Here is a 21,671-nt window from a genome sequence, read left to right as displayed (position 1 = left end):
ATTATTAATAAAAGGAGATTTGTTTTTATGAATAAAAATAAAAAAATAAAAACTTATATATTAATAAGTATAAATCTTACAATTTTATATTTACTAGTGTGTTTTTTATTTTATAAAAATAACTTAAATAAGTTTAAGGAATACATAAATTCTGAAAATTATATAGAAGCTAATAATATTTTAACTAATAAACATTTAAACTTAATAAATACTTTAAAATTAAAAAATACATGCAATGACATATTAAATGAACATTTAGATCAGTTAAACAATAATTATTTATCAAACAACATATCTCAAGAAAGTTTACTTTTAAAATTAACAACATTAGAAAATCTTAACTTAAACACAACTCAAACTACAACAATAAAAAAAAATCTTCCTTTAATTTCTTCATCAAACGAAGCATATTCAAAGGCAGTATCTTTATTTAATGATAAAAATTATGAAGAATCTTTAAATTCTTTTAATGAAATAAGTTCTTTTTATCCTAATTATAGTGAAATTTTAGATTATAAAAAACAATGTATAGATGTTTTAAAATCAGAAATTTTTAATAAAGTAAACAATCTAATAGAAAATAATGCGTTTTCTGAAGCTATAACCATCATAGAAGATTCTCTAAAAAAACTAGATTACAATATAGAACTGCTTAACAAATTAGAAGAAATAAAAAAACTTAGAATGAATTATCTAGAAGAATATAGTGAAGATAGCATAAACAGTAATGCAAATTCAGCCCAAGCAATGTCTTCCTTTTACAATAAATTAGACTCATCAACAATAAATACCTTCGATATAGATAGTAAAACAGATAAATTAGTCTTTGTTAACATCAGTGAACAAAAAACCTATATATACACGGGAAATTCAAATAATTGGCAATTAGAAAAGGAATTTGTTTGTTCTACTGGAATTGAAAATAAAGAAACACCAATTGGAATATTTGAAGTTCAAACTAGAGCACCTTGGTTTTTCGCATCTAAATATGGTCAAGGAGGTAAATATTATGTGCAATTTATGGGAAACTATTTATTTCATTCTATCCCATTTGCAGAAGACCAAGAAACTATTTTAGATGAAACATTAGGAGAACCAGCTTCACATGGTTGTATAAGACTTGATACCGAGGATGCTAAATGGCTATATGATAATGTTTTAGATGGAAGCAAAATAATAATCTATTAATTTTAAATTACTACAAATAAATTTTAAAAGGTATTATTAAGTTTTAATAATACCTTTTTTCCACTCAATCTATATACTTTAATTATTTTCCTTCTTTTATAGCATTAACTTCTGCTATCATTTGAGGAATAACTTTAACTATATCTCCAACTATTCCATAGTCCGCAATCTTCATAATAGGTGCTGACTCATCTTTATTTACAGCTATAATTAAATCTGAATCCTGCATACCAGCAACATGTTGTATTGCTCCTGATATACCACAAGCTATATATATATTAGGTCTTACTGTTTTACCAGTTTGTCCAACTTGATAAGCCTTATCTAACCATCCTTTATCTACTGCAGCTCTTGATGCTGCAACTACTCCGCCTAATGCTTCAGCAAGTTCATAAAGTAATTTGAAATTTTCTTGTGAACCCATTCCTCTTCCACCAGCTACTATAAAATTAGCTTCAGAAATATCAACTATTTCTTTATTTTCCTTAACAATTTCTAAAACTTTAGTTCTTATATCCTCAGAAGATAAATTAACTGGAATCTCTTCAACTCCGCCTTCTTTTTCCTCTTCTTCAAGCTTTTCAAAAACACCTGGTCTTACTGTTGCCATTTGTGGTCTATGATCAGGACAAACTATTGTAGCCATTAAATTTCCACCAAAAGCAGGTCTTGTGGCAAGTAAATTTCCATTTGTAATATCTACATCTAAAGAAGTACAGTCAGCTGTAAGTCCAGTTTCTAATCTTGCAGCAACTCTAGGTCCTAAATCTCTTCCTATAAACGTTGCTCCTATAAATAATATTCCTGGTTTCCTTTTATTTACTAAATCACAAATAACTTTAGTATATCCATCTGTTGTATAATGCTCTAACTCTTTATTGTCAACAACTAAAACTTCATCAGCACCATGATTTCTTAAACCTTTGCCCAAATCCTTTATTCCACTGCCCAGTAATAATGCTGTTAATTTAACACCTAACTTATCAGCAATTTTTCTTCCTTCTCCTAATAATTCTAGAGAAACTTTTTCTAAGTGACCTTCCCTTTGCTCTGCAAACACCCATACTCCATTGTAATCTGCTATATTCATTACTTTTCTCCTCCTAATCTTAGATGTAATGTTTTTCTTTTAATTTGCCAAATACATAACTTACTGCTTCCTGTGCTGGCTTATTAACTATTTCTCCAACCCCTTTAGCTTCTTTAGTCATTGATTTTTTAACCTTTGTTGGAGATCCTTTAAGTCCCAATTCTGCCTTATCAACATCTATATCATCAGCTGTCCATATAGTTACTTCTTTATCTACCTTTCCAAATATATTTCTAACATTCATATATCTTGGCTCATTTAATTCTTTTATAGCAGTCAAAAGAACTGGTTGCTTAACTTCTAATAATTCATATCCATTTTCTAAAGCTCTGTTTATTATTAAACTATCATCCTTTACTTCAATACCTTGAACATAAGTTACTTGTGGTATATTTAAATGCTCAGCTATTTCTGGACCAACTTGAGCTGTATCTCCATCAATCGCTTGTCTACCAGCAAATATTATGTCATAATTTAATTTTCTTATAGCTCCAGCTAAAGTTTTTGATGTTGCTAAAGTATCAGATCCTGCAAATGCTCTATCAGATATTAAAATGGCTTCATCCGCTCCCATACATAATGCTTCTCTTAAGGCATTTTGTGCTTGAAGAGGTCCCATACTAACTACTGTTATATGAGCTCCATGCCTATCTTTTATTTCAAGTGCTGCTTCTAAAGCATGCTTGTCTTCTGGATTTATAATTGATGGAACACCATCTCTTATAAGTGTTCCTGTTTTTGTATCTATTTTAACTGCTGTGGTGTCTGGTACTTGTTTTAAACAAACTACTATATTCATATCTAATGTCCTCCTTAAATTATCTTAAAAGACTTCCTGCAATAACCATTTTTTGAACTTCTGAAGTTCCTTCATATATTTCTGTTATCTTAGCATCTCTCATCATTCTTTCTACTGGATATTCTTTAGTATATCCATATCCACCAAATAATTGAACAGCCTTAGTTGTTACTTCCATAGCAACTTCAGCAGCAAATAATTTTGCTCTTGCAGCATCTACTGTATATGATTTTCCTGCATCTTTTAAACATGCAGCTTTATACACTAAAAACCTTGCTGCTTCTATTTTAGTGCTCATTTCAGCTACCATCCATTGTAAACCTTGGAATGCAGATAACGATCTTCCGAATTGTTTTCTTTCTTTTAAATAAGTTATCGCTTCATCTAAAGCACCTTCAGCTATTCCTAAAGCTTGTGCAGCTATTCCAATTCTACCGCCATCTAAAGTTTTCATAGCTACTTTAAATCCTTGACCTTCTTTTCCAATTAAATTTTCTTTTGGAACGACACAATTTTCAAATATAAGTTCAGTTGTTGATGAAGCTCTTATCCCCATTTTATTTTCAACTTTACCTATTGAAAATCCTGAAAAGCCTTTTTCAACTATAAATGCTGATATTCCTTTTGTTCCTTTGCTCTTATCTGTCATAGCAAATATTATAAAAGTTTCAGCAACTCCACCATTTGTTATGAATATCTTACTTCCGTTTAAAATATAGTTATCCCCTTCTAATCTAGCTGTAGTTTGTTGACCTGCTGCATCTGTACCAGCCCCTGGTTCTGTTAAACCAAATGCCCCAATTTTTCTACCTGAAGCTAAGTCTGGTAAATATTTATTTTTTTGCTCTGGTGTACAAAATTCGTTTATAACTGATGCACATAGAGAAGTATGCGCTGATAACACAACTCCTGTTGTTGCACAAACTTTCGATAATTCTTCAACACATAAAATATATGATAATACATCTCCACCAGCTCCTTCATACTCTGGTGAAAAAGGAATTCCCATTACTCCAAGCTCAGCCATTTTCTTTACTGTTTCCATAGGAAATCTTTCTGTTTCATCTATTTCAGCTGCTAATGGTTTAACTTCATTTACAGCAAATTCTTTAATCATTTGTCTAACTAGTTCTTGTTCCCTTGTTAATTCAAAATTCATTTGAATCTCCCTCCCAATATTTTATAACATTATTTATTTTGAAAATTCTTTTCTCTTCTTTCTATAAAGGCAGTCATTCCTTCCTTTTGATCTTTAGTTGAGAAACATTTTCCAAAATCATAAGCTTCTATATCAATAGCATCATCTATATTAACTTGCATTCCTCTATTTATGGCATCTTTACATAATTTAACAGCTATTGGTGCATTTTGTGCTATTTTTTTTGCCATAGCCTTAGCTTCTTCTAAAAGCACTTCTGGTTCAACAACTTTATTTACTAATCCAATTTTTAAAGCTTCATCAGCCTTTATTATATCGCAAGTATAAATAAGTTCCTTTGCCTTTCCAACTCCAACAATTCTAGGAAGCCTTTGAGTTCCGCCAAAACCTGGAGTTATTCCAAGCCCTACCTCAGGTTGACCAAATTTTGACTTTGTAGATGCAATTCTTATATCACAAGCCATTGCAAGTTCACATCCACCACCTAAAGCAAATCCATTCACAGCTGCTATCACAGGTTTATCTAATTTTTCAATTCTTCTAAATATTCTATTTCCTAATAAACCAAATTCTCTTCCTTGTTCTTCATTTAAATCTTTCATTTCTGAGATATCTGCTCCTGCAACAAAAGCTTTTTCCCCAGCACCTGTTAATACAACAGCATATATTTCACTATCCTTTTCTAAAATTCCTATAACCTTATCTAACTCTTTTAATGTTTCAGAGTTTAAAGAATTTAAAGCTTTAGGTCTATTCATCGTAATAACAGCTATATTACTATCCTTTTCTAAAAGGACGTTTTTTAACTCCATGCCACATTCTCCTTTTTAATACGCCTAGTCTCTCTAAAATCTAGTGACTAGGCTTTTTGAATTTATTTAACTTTATTATAATTTATAAACTACAATGGGTAAATTATTTTACTAATTTAACAGTTACTGCAACTCCCATTCCTCCACCTATGCAAAGTGAAGCAAGTCCATTTTCAACATTTCTCTTTTTCATTTCATGAACTAGCGTAGTTAATATTCTAGCACCTGATGCACCTAATGGATGTCCTAATGCAATAGCTCCACCATTTACATTAACTCTATTATTAACCCACTCATCATCTATTTCTTCATATTGATTCTTTAATTCATTAATAACACCCAAACTTTGAGCTGCAAATGCTTCATTTAATTCAACTAAATCCATATCTTTTAATTGAACATCACACCTTCTCATTGCGTCATTTATAGCAGCTACTGGGCCCATTCCCATAATTGATGGATCTACTCCACCTTGTCCTATGGATGTTATCTCAGCTATCGGAGTTAATCCTTGTTCTTTAACAGCCTTTTCTGAAGCCACTAACACTATGGTTGCCCCATCATTTATACCTGATGCATTACCAGCTGTTACCGTACCATCACTTTTAAAAGCCGGTCTTAATTTTGAAAGTTTTTCTAAATTTGTCGTTCTATTTGGGTATTCATCAGTATCAAATACTACCGTTCCTTTTTTTCCTTTTATTTCTATAGGAACTATTTCATCTTTAAATTTACCAGAATCAACAGCTTCAATCGCTCTTACTTGAGATTTATAAGAAAATTCATCTTGCATTTCTCTTGTTAATCCATACTTTTTTGCAACGTTCTCAGCAGTTATTCCCATATGATAATTATTAAATACATCAGTTAATCCATCTGATAATAAAGTGTCTTTTAATTTTAAATCTCCCATTTTATTACCTAATCTAGTTTTACCATCTACTGCAAAAGCCGCTTGAGACATAACTTCAACACCACCTGCTAATACTACGTCTGCAAGTCCTGCCTTTATTGAAGTATACGCATTTATAACACTCTTCAATCCACTCCCACAAACCATACTAACTGTATATGCTGGAACTTCCACAGGAATCCCCCCAGCTATTGAAGCTTGTCTTGCTATATTTTGACCATGACCAGCTGACAAAACATTACCTATTGCAACTTCATCTATAGTTTTTACATCAACACCTGATTCATTTATAACATTTTTAATAACTTGTGCTGTTAAAGCTGCTGGTGCAACTGGTGCAAGTGTTCCTAAAAATTTTCCTATTGGACTTCTTTTTGCTTGTACTATATACACTTTTGACATAATAAATCTCCCCACTTTTTTAAAATTTTCTATATATCATTTACCCCTAATAAGCTATGAAAATTATGTAAAATAAATGACAGCTTTTTCATTATACCTATTCAGAAAGATAATGAAATCTAACTGAATAAGCACTCACAAATAATTATATATTTAAACTAGCTTCAAATTATGCATTATAATCGTAAAAACCTTTGCTTGATTTTCTACCAAGCCATCCAGCTCTAACATATTTTCTTAAAAGACTGTGTGCTCTATACTTTGTGTCACCTGTTTCGTTATATAACACATCCATAATTGCTAAACACACATCTAATCCTATTAAATCACCTAAAGCTAAAGGACCCATTGGATGATTAGCTCCTAATTTCATGGCAGTATCTATATCCTCCACAGATGCAACCCCTTCTGCATATATTCCTACTGCTTCATTTATCATTGGAATTAATATTCTATTAACCACAAATCCAGGAGCCTCTGCAACCTCAACAGGCTCTTTTCCTATAACAAATGATAATTCCTTAACTTTATCAAAAGTTTCTTGAGAGGTTGCCATACCTTTTATAACCTCAACTAATTTCATAATTGTAGCTGGATTAAAGAAATGCATTCCTATTACCCTATCAGGTCTATTTGTAGCAGATGCTACTTCTGTTATTGATAAAGATGATGTATTTGAAGCTAAAATTGTTTCAACCTTGCATATTTTATCAAGTTGTGAAAATATCTCTTTTTTTATGTCCATATTTTCAACAGCAGCCTCTATAACCAAATCACAATCAGCTGCCAAATTTAAATCAGTAGTTCCTGTAATCTTTGATAAAACATTTTCTTTGAATTCTTCAGTTACCTTTCCTTTTGCAACTAATTTAGAAAGGTTTTTATTTATTGTTGCAATTCCTCTGTCTACAAATTCATCCTTTATATCTCTAACTATTACTTCATAGCCCTTTTGTGCAAACGCTTGAACTATTCCAGAGCCCATTGTTCCGGCTCCAATTACAAAAATCTTTTCCATTATATTTTATTCCTCCTAAAATACATTAAACTTTAATGTTACTATTATATATTAAACTATACTCATAATTATTTCTTTAATTATTTACATTTACAATTACTATTTCTAATTACAGTTATATTTATAATTTCATTTTGAAAAGCTTTTAACAAAGCTTTTTCTAAAACTAATTCTTTGTCAAAATTTTGTATATCTTTACAACAAGCAAAAACTTTATTTTCTTCTCCTTTTGCATTAACATAAGTTAAGGTTACATTGGGTCTATCATATTCAACATTAATAATCTTTATTCCCCAAGATAAAGTTGAATATTCTCCGTCCACTTTTAAAAAAGTAGAATCTTTTAATTTTTGAGCTTCCTTGTTTGGATCCTTTATTATCAACAATTCATCCCCAACTTTATACTTTGACATGCGATCATCCCCTAAATATAAATTTTTATATATTTTATAATTATTTTTTTAACAATCACAAATAAATTATAGCATAGCTACTCTTATATTATTACTATAAAATAACTAATATTACAATTAATTTAATATTTTATATAATTATTAATCAAAGTATATTTAAATTTATTTTTTATAAAATGTTTCAATATTCAATTCAAAATTTTAGGGATAAAAAATATTTTTTATCCCTAAAATCAAAATTTAATCATTTAATCCATGATTATATATTCTCCTATTTTCTAAAGACCATAATCTTTCTGAAAATTTTCCAACCTCAGTTTCATTTGTTACTTTTCTCATATCATACATTCGTGCATCTATTAAATCAATATAGTGAAGAATTTCAGCCTCTGGAATCATTGGTTTTATAGGGCTACCGTATTCTGGCTCATAGTGATGAGATAGTACCATATGTTCTAATAAAATCATGGATTCTCTATCAGCCTTTACCTCTTGCCCTGCAAGTTCAATCTCCTTAACCCCTTGAGTTATATGTCCTAAAAGAGTCCCTTCTAATGTATAATCATCAACTATCCCAAGTTCACTAGAAGCCATTTCTTTTATTTTTGCTAAATCATGAAGAATTATCCCTCCATAAATTAAATCTGTATTTAAAAAATCATATATACTACAAATTTTTTCACCAAGATTCAACATTGTAGTTATATGATATAAAAGTCCGCTTTTTATAGAATGATGATTTTTTTTTGCTGCCGGGTAATACATTAATTTTTCTTTATTTTTTTCTACCATTAAATTAACTATATTTTTTATATCTTCATTTTTCATATTATTAATATAAAATTTTATAGTTTCAAACATTGTCTTACTATCAATTGGTGCACTTTGAACGTAATCGTCTATATTTACTTTATCTTCTGAAACTATATTTCTTATTTGTTCTACCTTTAGTTGAAGAGAACTTTGCCAACTTGTAACCATTCCTCTAACTTTAACTATGGTATTAGCTCTAAATTCACTCTCCTCCACTTCTTTAACTTCCCACTTCTTAGCAGTAATTTCTCCTGTTCCATCTGCTAGAACAAAATCTAAATACTTTTTGCCATTGGAGTTAGTAGTTTTTAAATCTACAGATTTTATTAAATAAAATCCCTCACTTCTTTCATTTTTTACAAACTCATTTATCTTTCTAATTGGAATAGTATTACTCATAAAATTATCATCTCCACATTAAAATATTTTCTACTAAAAATTAATCATTTTATCTTTCTAATTATACTAATATTATACTATGTTTTATTAATAATACATTTAAAATAAAAAAATAGACTAAAAATCCTAGTTTATTTTTAATCTATTTTTATAAAAAAATTAATATATTTTCTTTATTATATTTTATCTAAAATTAAATTCTTATTCTTAACTATATAATTTTCCATTATATGGTTAAAAACATCTTTTTCTTTATAAAAAACGTTATGTTTATCTATTTTTTCTCTCTCTATAATAAAACAATCAATATTAAGTTCTAATGCACTTTTTACTTTATCTTCAGTTGCACCTTTTTTACCACTATCTTTAAATAAAAAAATTTTTATATCATAATTTTTTAGAAAAGCTAAATCTAATTCATAATTTATAGGACCTTTTATAGCTATTATATCATCTATTTTTGCTCCTCCATTAATAGCTTTTTCAATGGATTCTTTAGTTGGAAGTATTCTATGAATTATTCTATTATTTAGATTCATATTTATAAGATCAGAAACTCTATTTACCCCTGTTGCATTTAATATATTTCCAGATTTATTTTTTATCTTTTCCTTAAAATCATCTAGATTTTTTATCATATGAATAAGAGATTTATCTTTATATTTTTCAATTGAAGATTCTCTTTCAAACCTTATATATTCAATACCACAAATACTACAAGCTTCCACAGCATTTTTACTTACGTTAACAGCATAAGGATGACTAAAATCGCAAAAAATATCTATATTATTTTCTTTTATGACATCAATTAACTCTTTTTTATCTAATGGTCTAGTGTTTAGAACTTTACATTTTACATCATTTAAAAGTTCTCCTCCATATTCTGTAGATACCGATAAAAATAAATCATCAGTATACCTATTGATATCTTTTAAAAGATTTTTTCCATCTGATGTACCTAAAATAAATCCTAACATCTTGTATTATATCCCCTTGGAGTTATAAATTGTCCATCTTTAATATAACTTTTGGAATTCCCTACTATAACAATAGTCATCATATCAACTAAATCATAATCTATATTATCAATTGTAGTTACTAATGAATTTTGACCTTCTCTTAATGCATGTTTCACAATAGCTACTGGTGTTTTACTATCTCTATATTGCCTTATGATATCCATGCATTCTTTTAAATAATGAGGTCTTCCCTTGCTTTTAGGATTGTATAATGAAATTATAAAATCTGACTTAGCAGCAAAATCCACTCTTTCTTTTATTTCATCATATGGAGTCATTAAATCACTTAAACTTATATTGCAATTATCATGCATAAGTGGTGCTCCAACTATTGAACCTGCAGCAGATGAGGCAGTTATTCCTGGAACTATAACTACATTTTTTATTTCTTCTTCGTTACAAAGTTCTAAAATAAGTCCAGCCATTCCATATATTCCTGCATCTCCAGTACTTATTATTGCTACATCTTTTTCTTTAGCAAGTTTTATGGCAAGTCTACATCTTTCCTCTTCACTTCTCATTCCTGTAGAATAAAGTTCTTTTCCCTCTATTATTTCCTTTATCATATCTAAATATTTAGTATAACCAACTATAACATCACACTCTTTTATAACGTTATAAGCTTTAAGTGTCATATTCTCTATTGAGCCTGGCCCAATTCCTACAACATATAATTTTTTCATTATTTTATCTCTCCTATACAAAGTGTTACACCATCTAATTTTTGTTTTTTCAAAATAATTTCTCCACCTAAGAGCCTTACTGAAGGTTCACAAACATTCCCAACACCTATAGTCTTCTTTACAAACCGACTTATCTCAAACTGACTTTCTATTGGAAGTATATCTTCTTTAGTAAATACCTTAAAATCACAATTTAAAGTATCCTTTAAACTTAAAATTGCTTTTTCATCTTTTTTAATATCTATGCTTCCTATAGCCAAAACTGATCTCTTATCTATATTATTCTCTCTTAAACATTCCAAAACCTTAGAAATTAAATGTTTTTCATCAGTATCTTTTTTGCAACCAACACCCAAAACTATATTTCTTTTTATAAGTTTTAAAACATTCTTGCCTTTTAAATCATGTCTTTGAATTTTATTAGTAATCCATAGAACATTTTTTAAATTATCATTAAATTCATTATATCCTTTAGGTGTATTTATACATTTAAACTCATCTAAAAACCCTATAACTTCTTCATCTAAAAGCTTAACTGCAAAATTTTTTGCAATCTTTAAATCATCTATTATAAAATTATTTTCTTTTGCAATAATATCAGGAGCTACAACATTCTTTATATCAGTTGCAGTAGTTACAACATTTATAGCACTTAAAATTTTAGAAACTTTACTTGACAGCAAATTTCCACCTCCTAAATGCCCTGATAAAAGACTTATGGAAAATTTACCATAACAATCTACAACAACTACAGCTGGATCATTTGTTTTACTTTTTATATAAGGAGCTATAGCCCTTACAGCTATACCAGTTGATGATATAAAGATAATACCATCATACTTTTTACTTTCAAAAATATGCTTAACACAATTACTAAAATTAAAATTTTCATCTATATACTTTGAGAAAATTTCACAAGTAAAATACTCTTTTAACTTTAATAAAATCCTATCTCCTTGCTTCGTCACACTTATAATAGCAATCATTTTTAGATACCTTTTCTATATTCATGGGTAAATGATTTATCATATAAAAGACTTTTTTCATAATCACAATCTATAAAATCACCAACTAATATTTGAGCACATTTTTTAATGCCTGCTTCCTTTACCTTTTCACTTATATCATCAAGAGTTCCAAATATTACTCGTTCATCTTGCCAGGTAGCCCTTTCAATTACAGCTATAGGAACATTCCTTCCATAACCTTTTCTAAGCTTTGCAACAACTTTATCTATCATAGATATTGATAAAAATAATGCCATAGATGCTCCTATTGAAGCTAATTTTTCTAAATCCTCTTTTTCAGGAACCTTAGTCCTTCCTTCAACTCTAGTTAAAATTACCGTTTGAGATACTGAAGGCAATGTAAATTCTCTCTTTATCGAGGCAGCCGCTGCTACAAAAGAACTAACCCCTGGCACTACCTCATATTCTATATTAAGCTTTATAAGTTCATCCATTTGTTCTTTAATTGCACCATAAATACTAGGATCTCCAGTATGAAGTCTAACTGTTTCTAAATTATTTTCACTAGCTTCTTTCATAACACTTATAACTTCCTCTAAAGTCATAGAAGCTGAATTATAAATTTTAACTCCATTTTTACAAAACCTTAAATGCTCAGGGCTCACTAGAGAACCTGCATATATAACAACATCTGCTTTCTCTAAAATAGAACGTCCTTTAACTGTTATTAAATCTACATTTCCAGGACCTGCTCCTATAAAGTAAATCATAATTTTACCTCCATAATACAATAAATTTTATAATCTATTCTCTATTAGCTATTATTAAAGACATATAATCTCTATGATTTAATATATCTTCTTTTTTGTGCAATATTTTTTGTCCATCTCTTCCAGCCCTTGAAACTAAAACATAATTAAATCCTTTTTCTTCAAGAACATTTATTATCTTTTCTTCTAATTTATAAACCTTCATAACAACTACATACTTTTCATCTTTTATTTTATCAATACTTCTACCTGGAAGTATTAAAAGAGGTTCATCTCCTAAACAAAGAGGCATATCTGTAAGACTTGCTGAAGCACAAAACGACGTTATTCCAGGGATAGTTTGAACCTCATATTTTTCACTTTCAAAATGCTTTAAAATATGAGTATATGTACTATAAATATAAGGATCCCCTAAAGTGAAAAAAGCTACGTCTTTACCTTCATTTAAAAGACCTTCTATAAGATTATAAGCCAATTTTACCTTCTCATTAGTATTTGATTTTCCCATAGGAAAATGAATTATTCTAACGTCTTTTTCTTGCTTAACATAAGGCTTTATCGCTTCATATGCAATACTTTCTCCCCCCTCTTGAGAGCTTGGACATATTAAAACATCACTTTCATTTATTATCCTTATAGCTTTTGCAGTTAAAAGCTCACTATCTCCAGGACCTACTCCAACACCTATAAACTTTGCCATTAAAAATTCTCCTTTTATATTTATTTTCTTACGCTTATTGTAAAAATCGGATTATTCGCAATTAACATCTTCAATCTTCCTTTAGCTTTAGAAACCTGAAGCATTGTTACATCAACCTTTAAGCCTTTTTTTTCTACATAATCACAAAAAGCATTAAGGTTAGTTATGGTAATAAAATTTGCAACTAACATACCATTATTCTCTAAAAGTTCTAATGATTTATCTATAATACATTCCATATTTCCACCAGTTCCACCTAAAAATATTCCGTGAAACTTCATTTTAATATTACTTAAAACTTCTATTGCATCTCCTTCAATAAGATTTATATTAGTGCAATTAAACTTATCTATATTAATTTTAGTAGTCTTTATAGCCTCTTCATCACGTTCAATAGATACAACTTGCCCATTTTTACATATCTTTGAACCTTGAACAGTCATACTTCCCGTTCCACTCCCTATATCTAAAAAATTAGAAGTTGAATCTAGTTCTAATTTAGCAAAAGTAAGTATTCTTATATCCTCCTTAGTCATAGGAACATCACTTCTTATAAATTCCTCATCCTTTATAAATTTCAAAACTATTTCACCTCCACCATCATAACAGATAGATTAGAAAATTCATAATTTAATATCTCTCTAGGATTCCCCTGAACTATCCTTTCATCTTCATAAGATAAATTTTCACCCACAATAATAGTACAATTTATATTATTTTTAATGAGTATTTCACATAGTGATTTTGGAGTATTTTTATTATCAGTAAGCCAAATGGTCTTACAATTATTCTTTACATGTTCTAAAAATTTTTCTTCTCTACCATGCATACTTCCTAAAAATGTCTTATTCCAAACCCTTTTAGTTTTAGCTGTTAAATACTGAAAAGAACTTATACCAGGAATTACTTCAAAATTTCTATTAAAATTTTTTGATATATAATCTGCTATACCGTAAAATAACGGGTCACCAGAGGCTAAAATTGATATATCTCCCTCTAGATTCTCCATATAAGTTAATATCTCTTTTAAATTTTTAACTTTTATTTTTTTGCCCTTTATCATAGATTCTAAAGTATCTATTGACCTTGAAAATCCTATAACATAATCACTATTTTTTATAATATTTTCTGCCTTTTTTAATATATAATCAACATGCCCAGGACCTATCCCAACTATATAAATCATAAATTTTTTCTCCTTAAGCTTTAGCTAAAATTTCCGAATCTACGGTTCCTTTATAGACTAAAACATCAATATCAACTTCTCCACGAATGTATGTTATTGCAGATGACTTAATCTTTTTAGCTATATTTTGATATAATTTTTCATTTCCTTTTCCTAAAGTATTTACTGCTCCATCTGTTGTTTTCTCATTTAAAATTCTTTTTACAAACTCCATGTCATGGCCTAAAAGAGCCATTTCAAGAGCTATAACCTCAAGTCTAACACCACACACTTTGCTATGAGTATTAAAACATCCATAAGCTATTTTGCACATTTTTCCTATGTGCCCTATTATAGTAACCCTAGTAGCCCCCTTATTTACACAAGTTTCTAAAGCAAATCCTACAAAATTAGACATTATGACCATTTTCTTTTCATCATATCCTAAATTTTTAGCAAATTTTTCTCCCATATGCCCAAATACTAAAATAATTTCTTTGCTATATAAAATTTTTTGACTTATCTCAAGTGCTATTGATGCTTTTAAAGCTTCTTCTGACATAGGATAAACAATACCTGTCGTACCTAAAATAGATATCCCATTTAAAATATTTAATCTACTATTGAAAGTCTTTTTTGCTACTAATTCTCCATCTGGCACAAATATCTCAACAGCAACCTCAAATCTTTCATTTTCACTAATTTCTTTAACAGCCTTTTCTATCATAAGTCTTGGTACAGGATTTATCGCAGCTTCACCTTTTTTTATACTAAGACCATCAGCATAAACCCTTCCAACCCCTTCGCCTCCATCAATAGAAAATTCATTGGCTTTTTTAACTCTTGCACCTATTAAAATACCATCAGTTACATCAATATCATCTCCGCCATCCTTTCTAACTAAACATTCAACGTAATCTTCATAAAAATTTGTTTCATGAACCTCTATTTCAATATTTATATTATTAGGAGTAAGTATATTAACATAATCTAATGATTTCCCATTAAAAAGTGCATAAGTAGCCGCTTTTGCTGCTGCCGTTGCACAAGAACCTGTAGTATATCCACATCTTAGCTTTTTACCAAAGCTTTCAATATACATTTCAAACATTATCTATCAACCACCATGTACATAAGGGCATTAACAATTGCAACTGATACAGTACTTCCGCCTTTTCTTCCCCTTATTGTTATGTTATCTAAATCAGTTTTTAAAAGTTCCTCCTTACTCTCAGAAGCTCCAACAAAACCAATAGGAGCACCTATAACAAATTTAGGTTTAGCTTTTCCTTCTCTATAAAGCTCTATTAATCTATAAAGAGCAGTTGGTGCATTACCAAAAACGAAAAACTCTATTCCTTCATTCATTGCTATTTCAATGGCTGCCATAGATCGTGTAATATTTTTCTCTTTAGCTATTCTAAAAGCCTCTTCCGTTGAAACATAATTTACAATTTCGCAACCTAACTTTTCTAAAGCTTTTTTATTTATACCTGATTTAATCATTTGAGTATCTGTATATATTTTACACCCCTTTTTTAAAAGAGAAAGTGCCTTATCTATACTTTGTTCATCTATTCTAATTAAATCTTTATATTCAAAATCAGCTGTTGTATGAATAACTCTTTTTACAACATTTAGTTCTCTATCAGAAAAATCATGGTTGCCCATTTCTTCTCCAATTATTTCAAAACTTCTCTTTTCTATATCCATAGGAACTTTTATATAGCCCATAAAATTCCTCCTTAAACTATACTTATTTCACTCATATATAAAATTAACATAATAAAGTTTATTTTAAAATATTTTTTATAAATTCAATATTACCAAAGAAATGAACATGCGCATAAGTTGCCAATGTATTGTTTTTTAAATATCCACATCTCCAATAATTATCCTTTAAAAATATATCTTTTTTTCTTATTTCATATATTGTTTCTTCATTAATTTTTACCTTTGATTTATGAAATTCATGAGCATTTATTTCTAAATTACTAGGTAACATATTATTATCTTTTAAGACTCTTGCTGTATTATACCCAAAATTATTTAATGAATTTGTCATATAAGAGCATCCACTAAAATATTTAACCATATCAAATCCATCTATATTTTCAGTTAAATACATAAGTCCTCCACATTCTGCATAACATTTAAGACCGTTATTCAATTTTTCTTTTATATCTAAAAGGAGTTCTTTATTTTTACTTAAATCTTCTTTAAATATTTCTGGATATCCACCACCTATATAAAGAAAATTTATATCTTCAGGTAATTTTTTATCCCTTAATGGACTAAAAAACGTTACCCTCCCAGCCTCTTTTAAAAGCTCTATATTTTCCTTATAATAAAATCTAAATGCTTCATCATAAGCAATTCCTATATTTAAATTTAAATTTTCTAGTTTAAACTTTTCTCTATTTGCTATTCTAATGTTACTTTCTTTGAAGGAACTTATAATACTATCTAAATCAATATATTTTTCTATAATATCACTAAATATATCAATTTTATCTTTTAAATCCTTAATCTCTATTCCCTGAACTAACCCTAAATGTCTTGATTTAAACTTAACTTCTTCTATTTTTGGTATATATCCAAAAACCTTAAGTTTAGTATGTTTTTCTATTATAAATTTTAAAAGATTATAATACTTTTCACTTACTCTATTTAAAACTATACCAGCAATATTAGCATCCTTAAACTCTAATATTCCTCTAAGCTCTGCTGCCAAAGTTGTACTTTTTGCCTTTGGAGTTATTACTAAAACTATCGGAAGGTTAAGAATTTTTGATATATGATAGGTTGAAAATTCAGTATCTATGCCTTTCCCATCATAAAGTCCCATAACGCCTTCTATTATTCCTAAATCTCCTTCACCTCTTAAATAACTCTCCTTAACTCCTTCTTCCCCCATTAAATAAGCATCTAAATTTCTTGAAGTATTCCCAGTAATAAGTGTATGAAAATCTCCATCTATATAATCTGGCCCCACTTTATAACCTTGAACTTTATATCCTCTTTTCATAAGAGCTTTTAAAAGCCCTAAAGTAAAAGTAGTTTTTCCTCCACCACTCTCATTAGATGATATTATTATTGAGTGCATAACACTTTAGCTCCTTTTTTCGTTTCACCTTTTCCTAAAACTTTTCCGTCTATTGTTTCTCTTAAATGATTTATATACATATCCCATATAGCTTCAAACTCTCCAAGACCATGTAAAAATACATTAACATTAAATCCATTAGCCTTAAGAATAGACTTCCATGAATCTTCATCATCACCCGCTATATCATTTTTAGCATGATCTCCTGCTACAAGCAAAAATGGCACCAAAGTAATATCTTTTATATTTAATCTTCTCAATCTTTTTATTACATTATCAACTGACGGATACCCCTCTATAGTTCCAATTAAAAAGTTTTCCTTATCATTTTCACTTAATATGTTTTGAAGACATCCATAAGTTGCAAAGCTTGGATGGAAAGTCCCATGTCCCACTAAAACATATCCTTCACTCTTTGGTAAAAAAGTATCTAAAGCATTTATAAAGCTTGTATAATCTTTTTCTTCCTCATTTTCAAAGTATAAAAGAGGCCTTGATAATCTTAATATTTCAAAATTTTGTTTATAAATTCTAACAACATTTTTTATATAATCAAACTCTTCTCCTGAAATAATGTGAAGAGGTTGAATAACAATTTCCTTATAACCCTCTCTATAAAGATTATCTAATACCTCTTCTGGTTTATTTATCTTTATACCATATTTTTTATCTAAAGCTCTTATTATCATATGAGATGTAAAAGCTCTAAAAACATCATACTCTTTAAATGTTTCTGCTATTTTTCCTTCCACTTTATCTATTGTTTTTTCTATTGTGTCTAAATGGCTTGTACCAAAACTTATCACTAAAATTGCTTTTTTCATTATTTCTCCTCTTTCTTTAATCATTTTAATCCTAAGATTCTATCTAATTCTTCCATATCTAAATTTTCTTCCATTAGCTTTAAAAGTTCATCATATTGTTTTTCTCTATACTCATCATAACTTAATTTTTTATTTTCTTCTGTGATTAATAAATCTTTATTAAATTTTTCTTTAAAAGTTTCTACTAAAGAATTTAAAAACTCTGTTGAATCAAAAATCCCATGGATATAAGTTCCATAAACATTTCCTTTTTCATTAGAAAGTCCTAAAATGTTCTTATTTTCATCTTGTATAAATACATTTTTATCATCTAAAATCTCACTTCTACCATTATGTATCTCATATCCTATAACTTTTTTTCCAAAAGAATTACTCATTAAATCATGCCTTGAAACAATATAACCGTTTATATGCTTTAATGTTTTCACTTCATTAAATTCTGTTGAAATACCTAAAAATTTAAATCCTTCTTCTTCTTTTATATTTCCTTCTATACCTAAAGGATCTTTGATACTTTGTCCTAACATTTGATATCCCCCACAAATACCAAATAAAATAACTTTTTCTTTATTAACCAAATCTTTTATTTTTTCAAAAAGACCATTATTTTTAAGCTCATTTAAATCAAACAAAGTATTTTTAGTACCTGGAATTACTATAACATCAGGATTTTTAAGCTCTTCTAACGTTTCTACATATCTAACTGAAATTCCAGATACTCTATTAAATGAATTAAAATCAGTAAAATTAGACATATGTTTAAGTCTAATTATTGCTACATCTAAATTATTTTCTTTAGAGTTCTTATTTTTTATCTTGTCACTAACCCCATCTTCATCCTCTATATCCAACCTAAAATAAGGCATTACTCCTAAAACTTTAACACCTATTAAATCCTCAAGTTGCTTTATAGCAGGTTTAAATTTATCTTTATCTCCTCTAAACTTATTTATTACAACTCCCCTTAAAAGTTTTCTTTCATCTTCATCTAAAAGCATTATGGTTCCCAAAACTGAGGCAAAAACTCCACCTCTATCTATATCGCTTACTAGTATTATTGGTGCTTTCACACTTTTAGCCATATATGTGTTTGCTATATCCGTATCCTTCAAATTTATTTCTGCACAACTTCCAGAACCTTCTAAAACTATAAAATCAAATTTCTTAGAAATATCTTCATAGCTTTTTTTAACCTCTTCTCTAAAAAACTCACACATTTCTTTATACTTATAAGAATCCATATTTGAATAAACTTTACCATTTAAAATTATTTGAGTTTTATTATTTCCACATGGTTTTAATAAAAGTGGATTCATAATAGCCATAGGCTCTATTCCACAAGCCCTAGCCTGTACAACTTGGGCACGCCCCATCTCATCTCCATTTATTGTTACATAAGAGTTTAATGATATATTTAAAGCCTTAAAAGGAGCAACCTTTAAATCTTTCTTTTTTAAATACCTACAAATAGCACTTGCTAATGTACTCTTTCCAACACCAGAAGCCGTTCCAAGTAAAATAACATTATTCATTTAACTCCTCCTACATTCTTTATTTATAAATAATCAATTTTATATCAAAATAACTAAAAATATGCTCATATAGATAGAATTTTTACTAACCATTCTATCTAGATCAACATTTTTCTATTAATAAATATTTAAATGAGCAAAAATCCCATCTTTTTGTATAGAATCAATTTTAAAATTAACCCTTTCCTTAAATAATGGTCCATCATAAACAAAGGTATGGTACTCACCATTTTCACCACAAACATCACAATTTTTTGCCTTTATCTTCTCCAAAACCTCCTTATTTAAATCAGTCCCTAAAAAACTTTCATCTAAATAATTCAAATTGACTTTTTTTATCACAGCTTTAAAATCACAATTTACAAACTCAGATACTAAATCCTCTCTTGATTCTTGCCAAAGTGGAAACCATGATTTAATATAAACATTCTTACATCTATCATCACACCATTTTCTATGATTCTCTATATCAATGTCTCCAAAAATACAGCAAGTTGCTCCAATTTTTTTCCCTTGTCTAAGACCATCCTCAAAATTTTTCTCATAATCTTCACCCGACGCTTTAACTAATATAAGAGGAATCTCTAAAGATTTTGAAACACTCTCTATCAAACTTAGTGATACATCATGAAACCACGATATATCCTCCTCATCATGTGCTATGACCAAAAGTCCTACAACATCTTTGCCTAATCTTATAGCCCTATATAAAGCTAATGCACTATCTTTACCTGTACTATAAGAAACTATATACTTTTCTTTCAATAATTTTACCCCTTTCTTTTCTGTTACAACATTGCAGATTAAAATTTTAAAATCTGATAATTACATCATAATTAATCTCAAAGCTTCTATAAGTTTTTTATTTTCTTCTCTAGTCCTTACTGCAACTCTATAAAACTCATCACTAAGTCCGTAATAATTATTACATCTTCTAATTATTATTTTGTGCTCTAAAAGTTTTTCATACAAATCTTTTTTCTGTGTTTTAATCATAATAAAATTAACACTTGGCTTAAAAACTTTTAATCCTTTTATATTTTTTAAGTTCTCATATAAATAATTCTTTTCATTCTTTGCAAACTCTAAAGAAACTTTTATATACTCCTTATCTAAAAATCCAGCAATCAATGCTTCCTTAGCCAAAGTATTTACTGACCATGAAATACCTACCCCGTCTATCTTTTTCTTTAACTCATTATTACTAATGAATCCATATCCTATTCTTATACCAGGGAAGGCAAAAAACTTTGTTGCAGATTTTACAATAATAAGGTTTTTAAAAGAATCTAAAAGTTTTTTGCACTCATAAATGTTTTTATCTTGTCTAAAATCTAAAAAAGATTCATCTACAACAATCACAGTATTAGTTTCCCAAGCTTTAAGTAAAATTTCTTTAATATCTTTAGATTTAGTTAAAACTCCTGTTGGATTATTAGGATTACAAATAAATACAACATCTAAATCTTCATTTATTTTCTCCAAAATATCGTTTGTTATAGAAAAGCTATCTTCTTCTCTAAGATAAAAATGCTCTATACTACATCCTATACTTTTAAGCGATTCTTCATATTCTGAAAAAGTTGGTGCCAGTACAAGAGCTTTTTTAGGTTTTACCCCTCGCACAATATTAAAAATAATCTCAGCTGCACCATTTCCTAAAAGTATGTTTTCATAAGATACTCCCTCAAAATCTTCTATGGCTTTTTTTAAATCATGATATGTTATATCAGGATATCTTTCTATTTTTAATATATTTTTTTCTATACTTTTTTTTACCTTTTCTGATAAACCTAAAGGGTTTATGTTGGCAGAAAAATCTAAAAATTCTTTTGAAGATATGTTTAGTCTTCTTGCTACTTCTTCTATATTTCCACCATGTTTACTCAAAATATCCC

23 protein-coding genes are annotated in these 21,671 nt (G+C 28.7%); 1 reads left to right on the top strand and 22 read right to left on the bottom strand.

What is annotated here, in order from left to right:
* The first annotated feature begins 27 nt into the window (after nt 1-27).
* Nucleotides 28-1,188, top strand: coding sequence for a L,D-transpeptidase (locus tag HH195_RS00290; protein ID WP_055260104.1), 1,161 nt, complete (start codon nt 28-30; stop codon nt 1,186-1,188).
* 82 nt (nt 1,189-1,270) lie between these two features.
* Here the strand turns inward: HH195_RS00290 and HH195_RS00285 are convergent, their stop codons facing one another.
* From HH195_RS00285 to cobD, 22 genes are all read right to left on the bottom strand, one after another.
* Nucleotides 1,271-2,278 (bottom strand): electron transfer flavoprotein subunit alpha/FixB family protein, encoded by a 1,008-nt coding sequence (locus HH195_RS00285; protein ID WP_195926376.1) that lies wholly within the window; start codon nt 2,276-2,278, stop codon nt 1,271-1,273.
* Between the two features lie 19 nt (nt 2,279-2,297).
* Nucleotides 2,298-3,077, bottom strand: a complete 780-nt coding sequence (locus tag HH195_RS00280; protein WP_196371173.1) for an electron transfer flavoprotein subunit beta/FixA family protein — start codon at nt 3,075-3,077, stop codon at nt 2,298-2,300.
* A 19-nt stretch (nt 3,078-3,096) separates the two neighbouring features.
* A complete protein-coding gene (locus HH195_RS00275) occupies nt 3,097-4,236 on the bottom strand; it encodes an acyl-CoA dehydrogenase (RefSeq protein WP_055260107.1) in 1,140 nt (379 codons plus the stop codon).
* Between the two features lie 29 nt (nt 4,237-4,265).
* On the bottom strand, nt 4,266-5,048 hold the full coding sequence (locus HH195_RS00270) for a short-chain-enoyl-CoA hydratase (RefSeq protein WP_195926378.1): 783 nt from the start codon (nt 5,046-5,048) through the stop codon (nt 4,266-4,268).
* Between the two features lie 103 nt (nt 5,049-5,151).
* On the bottom strand, nt 5,152-6,363 hold the full coding sequence (locus HH195_RS00265; protein WP_196371172.1) for an acetyl-CoA C-acetyltransferase: 1,212 nt from the start codon (nt 6,361-6,363) through the stop codon (nt 5,152-5,154).
* A gap of 169 nt (nt 6,364-6,532) precedes the next feature.
* Entirely contained in the window at nt 6,533-7,381 is an 849-nt protein-coding gene (locus HH195_RS00260) for a 3-hydroxybutyryl-CoA dehydrogenase (protein ID WP_196371171.1), read from the bottom strand.
* 80 nt (nt 7,382-7,461) lie between these two features.
* Complete coding sequence (locus HH195_RS00255; RefSeq protein ID WP_196371170.1) at nt 7,462-7,794, bottom strand: hypothetical protein; 333 nt, start codon at nt 7,792-7,794, stop codon at nt 7,462-7,464.
* Nucleotides 7,795-8,034: 240 nt separating this feature from the next.
* Complete coding sequence (locus tag HH195_RS00250; protein ID WP_196371169.1) at nt 8,035-9,006, bottom strand: 3'-5' exoribonuclease YhaM family protein; 972 nt, start codon at nt 9,004-9,006, stop codon at nt 8,035-8,037.
* 176 nt (nt 9,007-9,182) lie between these two features.
* Nucleotides 9,183-9,983 carry a cobalt-precorrin-6A reductase gene (locus HH195_RS00245; protein WP_196371168.1) on the bottom strand — a complete coding sequence of 267 codons (801 nt, stop codon included), beginning with the start codon at nt 9,981-9,983 and terminating at the stop codon, nt 9,183-9,185.
* Complete coding sequence (gene cobJ / locus HH195_RS00240; protein WP_196371167.1) at nt 9,977-10,708, bottom strand: precorrin-3B C(17)-methyltransferase; 732 nt, start codon at nt 10,706-10,708, stop codon at nt 9,977-9,979. Before cobJ ends, HH195_RS00245 begins: the two co-directional genes overlap by 7 nt.
* Nucleotides 10,708-11,676, bottom strand: coding sequence for a cobalt-precorrin 5A hydrolase (gene cbiG, locus HH195_RS00235; RefSeq protein ID WP_371811660.1), 969 nt, complete (start codon nt 11,674-11,676; stop codon nt 10,708-10,710). The genes cobJ and cbiG overlap by 1 nt, the downstream gene beginning before the upstream one ends.
* Before the next feature lie 20 nt (nt 11,677-11,696).
* A complete protein-coding gene (gene cobM / locus HH195_RS00230; RefSeq protein ID WP_058993944.1) occupies nt 11,697-12,446 on the bottom strand; it encodes a precorrin-4 C(11)-methyltransferase in 750 nt (249 codons plus the stop codon).
* Between the two features lie 34 nt (nt 12,447-12,480).
* A complete protein-coding gene (locus HH195_RS00225) occupies nt 12,481-13,146 on the bottom strand; it encodes a cobalt-factor II C(20)-methyltransferase (RefSeq protein WP_196371165.1) in 666 nt (221 codons plus the stop codon).
* 20 nt (nt 13,147-13,166) lie between these two features.
* The gene (gene cbiT, locus HH195_RS00220) at nt 13,167-13,727 is read right to left on the bottom strand and encodes a precorrin-6Y C5,15-methyltransferase (decarboxylating) subunit CbiT (RefSeq protein ID WP_196371164.1); all 561 of its coding nucleotides are present in this window, start codon (nt 13,725-13,727) and stop codon (nt 13,167-13,169) included.
* A 2-nt stretch (nt 13,728-13,729) separates the two neighbouring features.
* The gene (gene cbiE / locus HH195_RS00215; protein ID WP_196371163.1) at nt 13,730-14,332 is read right to left on the bottom strand and encodes a precorrin-6y C5,15-methyltransferase (decarboxylating) subunit CbiE; all 603 of its coding nucleotides are present in this window, start codon (nt 14,330-14,332) and stop codon (nt 13,730-13,732) included.
* 13 nt (nt 14,333-14,345) lie between these two features.
* The gene (gene cbiD, locus HH195_RS00210; RefSeq protein ID WP_196371162.1) at nt 14,346-15,422 is read right to left on the bottom strand and encodes a cobalt-precorrin-5B (C(1))-methyltransferase CbiD; all 1,077 of its coding nucleotides are present in this window, start codon (nt 15,420-15,422) and stop codon (nt 14,346-14,348) included.
* A complete protein-coding gene (locus HH195_RS00205; protein ID WP_055260120.1) occupies nt 15,422-16,045 on the bottom strand; it encodes a precorrin-8X methylmutase in 624 nt (207 codons plus the stop codon). Before HH195_RS00205 ends, cbiD begins: the two co-directional genes overlap by 1 nt.
* 58 nt (nt 16,046-16,103) lie before the next feature.
* Nucleotides 16,104-17,417 carry a cobyrinic acid a,c-diamide synthase CobB gene (locus HH195_RS00200; protein ID WP_196371161.1) on the bottom strand — a complete coding sequence of 438 codons (1,314 nt, stop codon included), beginning with the start codon at nt 17,415-17,417 and terminating at the stop codon, nt 16,104-16,106.
* Nucleotides 17,405-18,241: a sirohydrochlorin cobaltochelatase gene (locus HH195_RS00195; protein ID WP_058993989.1), complete on the bottom strand. Its 837-nt coding sequence runs from the start codon at nt 18,239-18,241 to the stop codon at nt 17,405-17,407. Before HH195_RS00195 ends, HH195_RS00200 begins: the two co-directional genes overlap by 13 nt.
* 20 nt (nt 18,242-18,261) lie before the next feature.
* Nucleotides 18,262-19,773: a cobyric acid synthase gene (locus tag HH195_RS00190; protein WP_196371160.1), complete on the bottom strand. Its 1,512-nt coding sequence runs from the start codon at nt 19,771-19,773 to the stop codon at nt 18,262-18,264.
* 117 nt (nt 19,774-19,890) lie between these two features.
* Nucleotides 19,891-20,538 carry a Dph6-related ATP pyrophosphatase gene (locus HH195_RS00185; RefSeq protein ID WP_196371159.1) on the bottom strand — a complete coding sequence of 216 codons (648 nt, stop codon included), beginning with the start codon at nt 20,536-20,538 and terminating at the stop codon, nt 19,891-19,893.
* Nucleotides 20,539-20,598: 60 nt separating this feature from the next.
* A complete protein-coding gene (cobD, locus tag HH195_RS00180) occupies nt 20,599-21,663 on the bottom strand; it encodes a threonine-phosphate decarboxylase CobD (protein ID WP_371811659.1) in 1,065 nt (354 codons plus the stop codon).
* Nucleotides 21,664-21,671: the final 8 nt, after the last annotated feature.

This window comes from Candidatus Sarcina troglodytae (genome assembly GCF_015708635.1).
GTDB classification, from domain to species: domain Bacteria; phylum Bacillota; class Clostridia; order Clostridiales; family Clostridiaceae; genus Sarcina; species Sarcina ventriculi.
The sequence above is the reverse complement of the archived record's forward strand: the minus strand, read 5'-3'. Positions and strand labels throughout refer to the sequence as shown.

Bases quoted from the DNA above. Each gene is read 5' to 3' on its own strand.
- HH195_RS00195 (WP_058993989.1), bottom strand. From the start codon at position 18,241: ATGAAAAAAGCAATTTTAGTGATAAGTTTTGGTACAAGCCATTTAGAC.
- HH195_RS00265 (WP_196371172.1), bottom strand. From the start codon at position 6,363: ATGTCAAAAGTGTATATAGTACAAGCAAAAAGAAGTCCAATAGGAAAA.
- cbiD (WP_196371162.1), bottom strand. From the start codon at position 15,422: ATGTTTGAAATGTATATTGAAAGCTTTGGTAAAAAGCTAAGATGTGGA.
- cbiE (WP_196371163.1), bottom strand. From the start codon at position 14,332: ATGATTTATATAGTTGGGATAGGTCCTGGGCATGTTGATTATATATTA.
- HH195_RS00280 (WP_196371173.1), bottom strand. From the start codon at position 3,077: ATGAATATAGTAGTTTGTTTAAAACAAGTACCAGACACCACAGCAGTT.
- HH195_RS00255 (WP_196371170.1), bottom strand. From the start codon at position 7,794: ATGTCAAAGTATAAAGTTGGGGATGAATTGTTGATAATAAAGGATCCA.
- cobM (WP_058993944.1), bottom strand. From the start codon at position 12,446: ATGATTTACTTTATAGGAGCAGGTCCTGGAAATGTAGATTTAATAACA.
- HH195_RS00285 (WP_195926376.1), bottom strand. From the start codon at position 2,278: ATGAATATAGCAGATTACAATGGAGTATGGGTGTTTGCAGAGCAAAGG.
- HH195_RS00275 (WP_055260107.1), bottom strand. From the start codon at position 4,236: ATGAATTTTGAATTAACAAGGGAACAAGAACTAGTTAGACAAATGATT.
- HH195_RS00290 (WP_055260104.1), top strand. From the start codon at position 28: ATGAATAAAAATAAAAAAATAAAAACTTATATATTAATAAGTATAAAT.
- HH195_RS00250 (WP_196371169.1), bottom strand. From the start codon at position 9,006: ATGAGTAATACTATTCCAATTAGAAAGATAAATGAGTTTGTAAAAAAT.
- HH195_RS00245 (WP_196371168.1), bottom strand. From the start codon at position 9,983: ATGTTAGGATTTATTTTAGGTACATCAGATGGAAAAAATCTTTTAAAA.
- HH195_RS00260 (WP_196371171.1), bottom strand. From the start codon at position 7,381: ATGGAAAAGATTTTTGTAATTGGAGCCGGAACAATGGGCTCTGGAATA.
- HH195_RS00200 (WP_196371161.1), bottom strand. From the start codon at position 17,417: ATGCACTCAATAATAATATCATCTAATGAGAGTGGTGGAGGAAAAACT.
- cobJ (WP_196371167.1), bottom strand. From the start codon at position 10,708: ATGAAAAAATTATATGTTGTAGGAATTGGGCCAGGCTCAATAGAGAAT.
- HH195_RS00225 (WP_196371165.1), bottom strand. From the start codon at position 13,146: ATGGCAAAGTTTATAGGTGTTGGAGTAGGTCCTGGAGATAGTGAGCTT.
- HH195_RS00270 (WP_195926378.1), bottom strand. From the start codon at position 5,048: ATGGAGTTAAAAAACGTCCTTTTAGAAAAGGATAGTAATATAGCTGTT.
- HH195_RS00205 (WP_055260120.1), bottom strand. From the start codon at position 16,045: ATGGGCTATATAAAAGTTCCTATGGATATAGAAAAGAGAAGTTTTGAA.
- HH195_RS00190 (WP_196371160.1), bottom strand. From the start codon at position 19,773: ATGAATAATGTTATTTTACTTGGAACGGCTTCTGGTGTTGGAAAGAGT.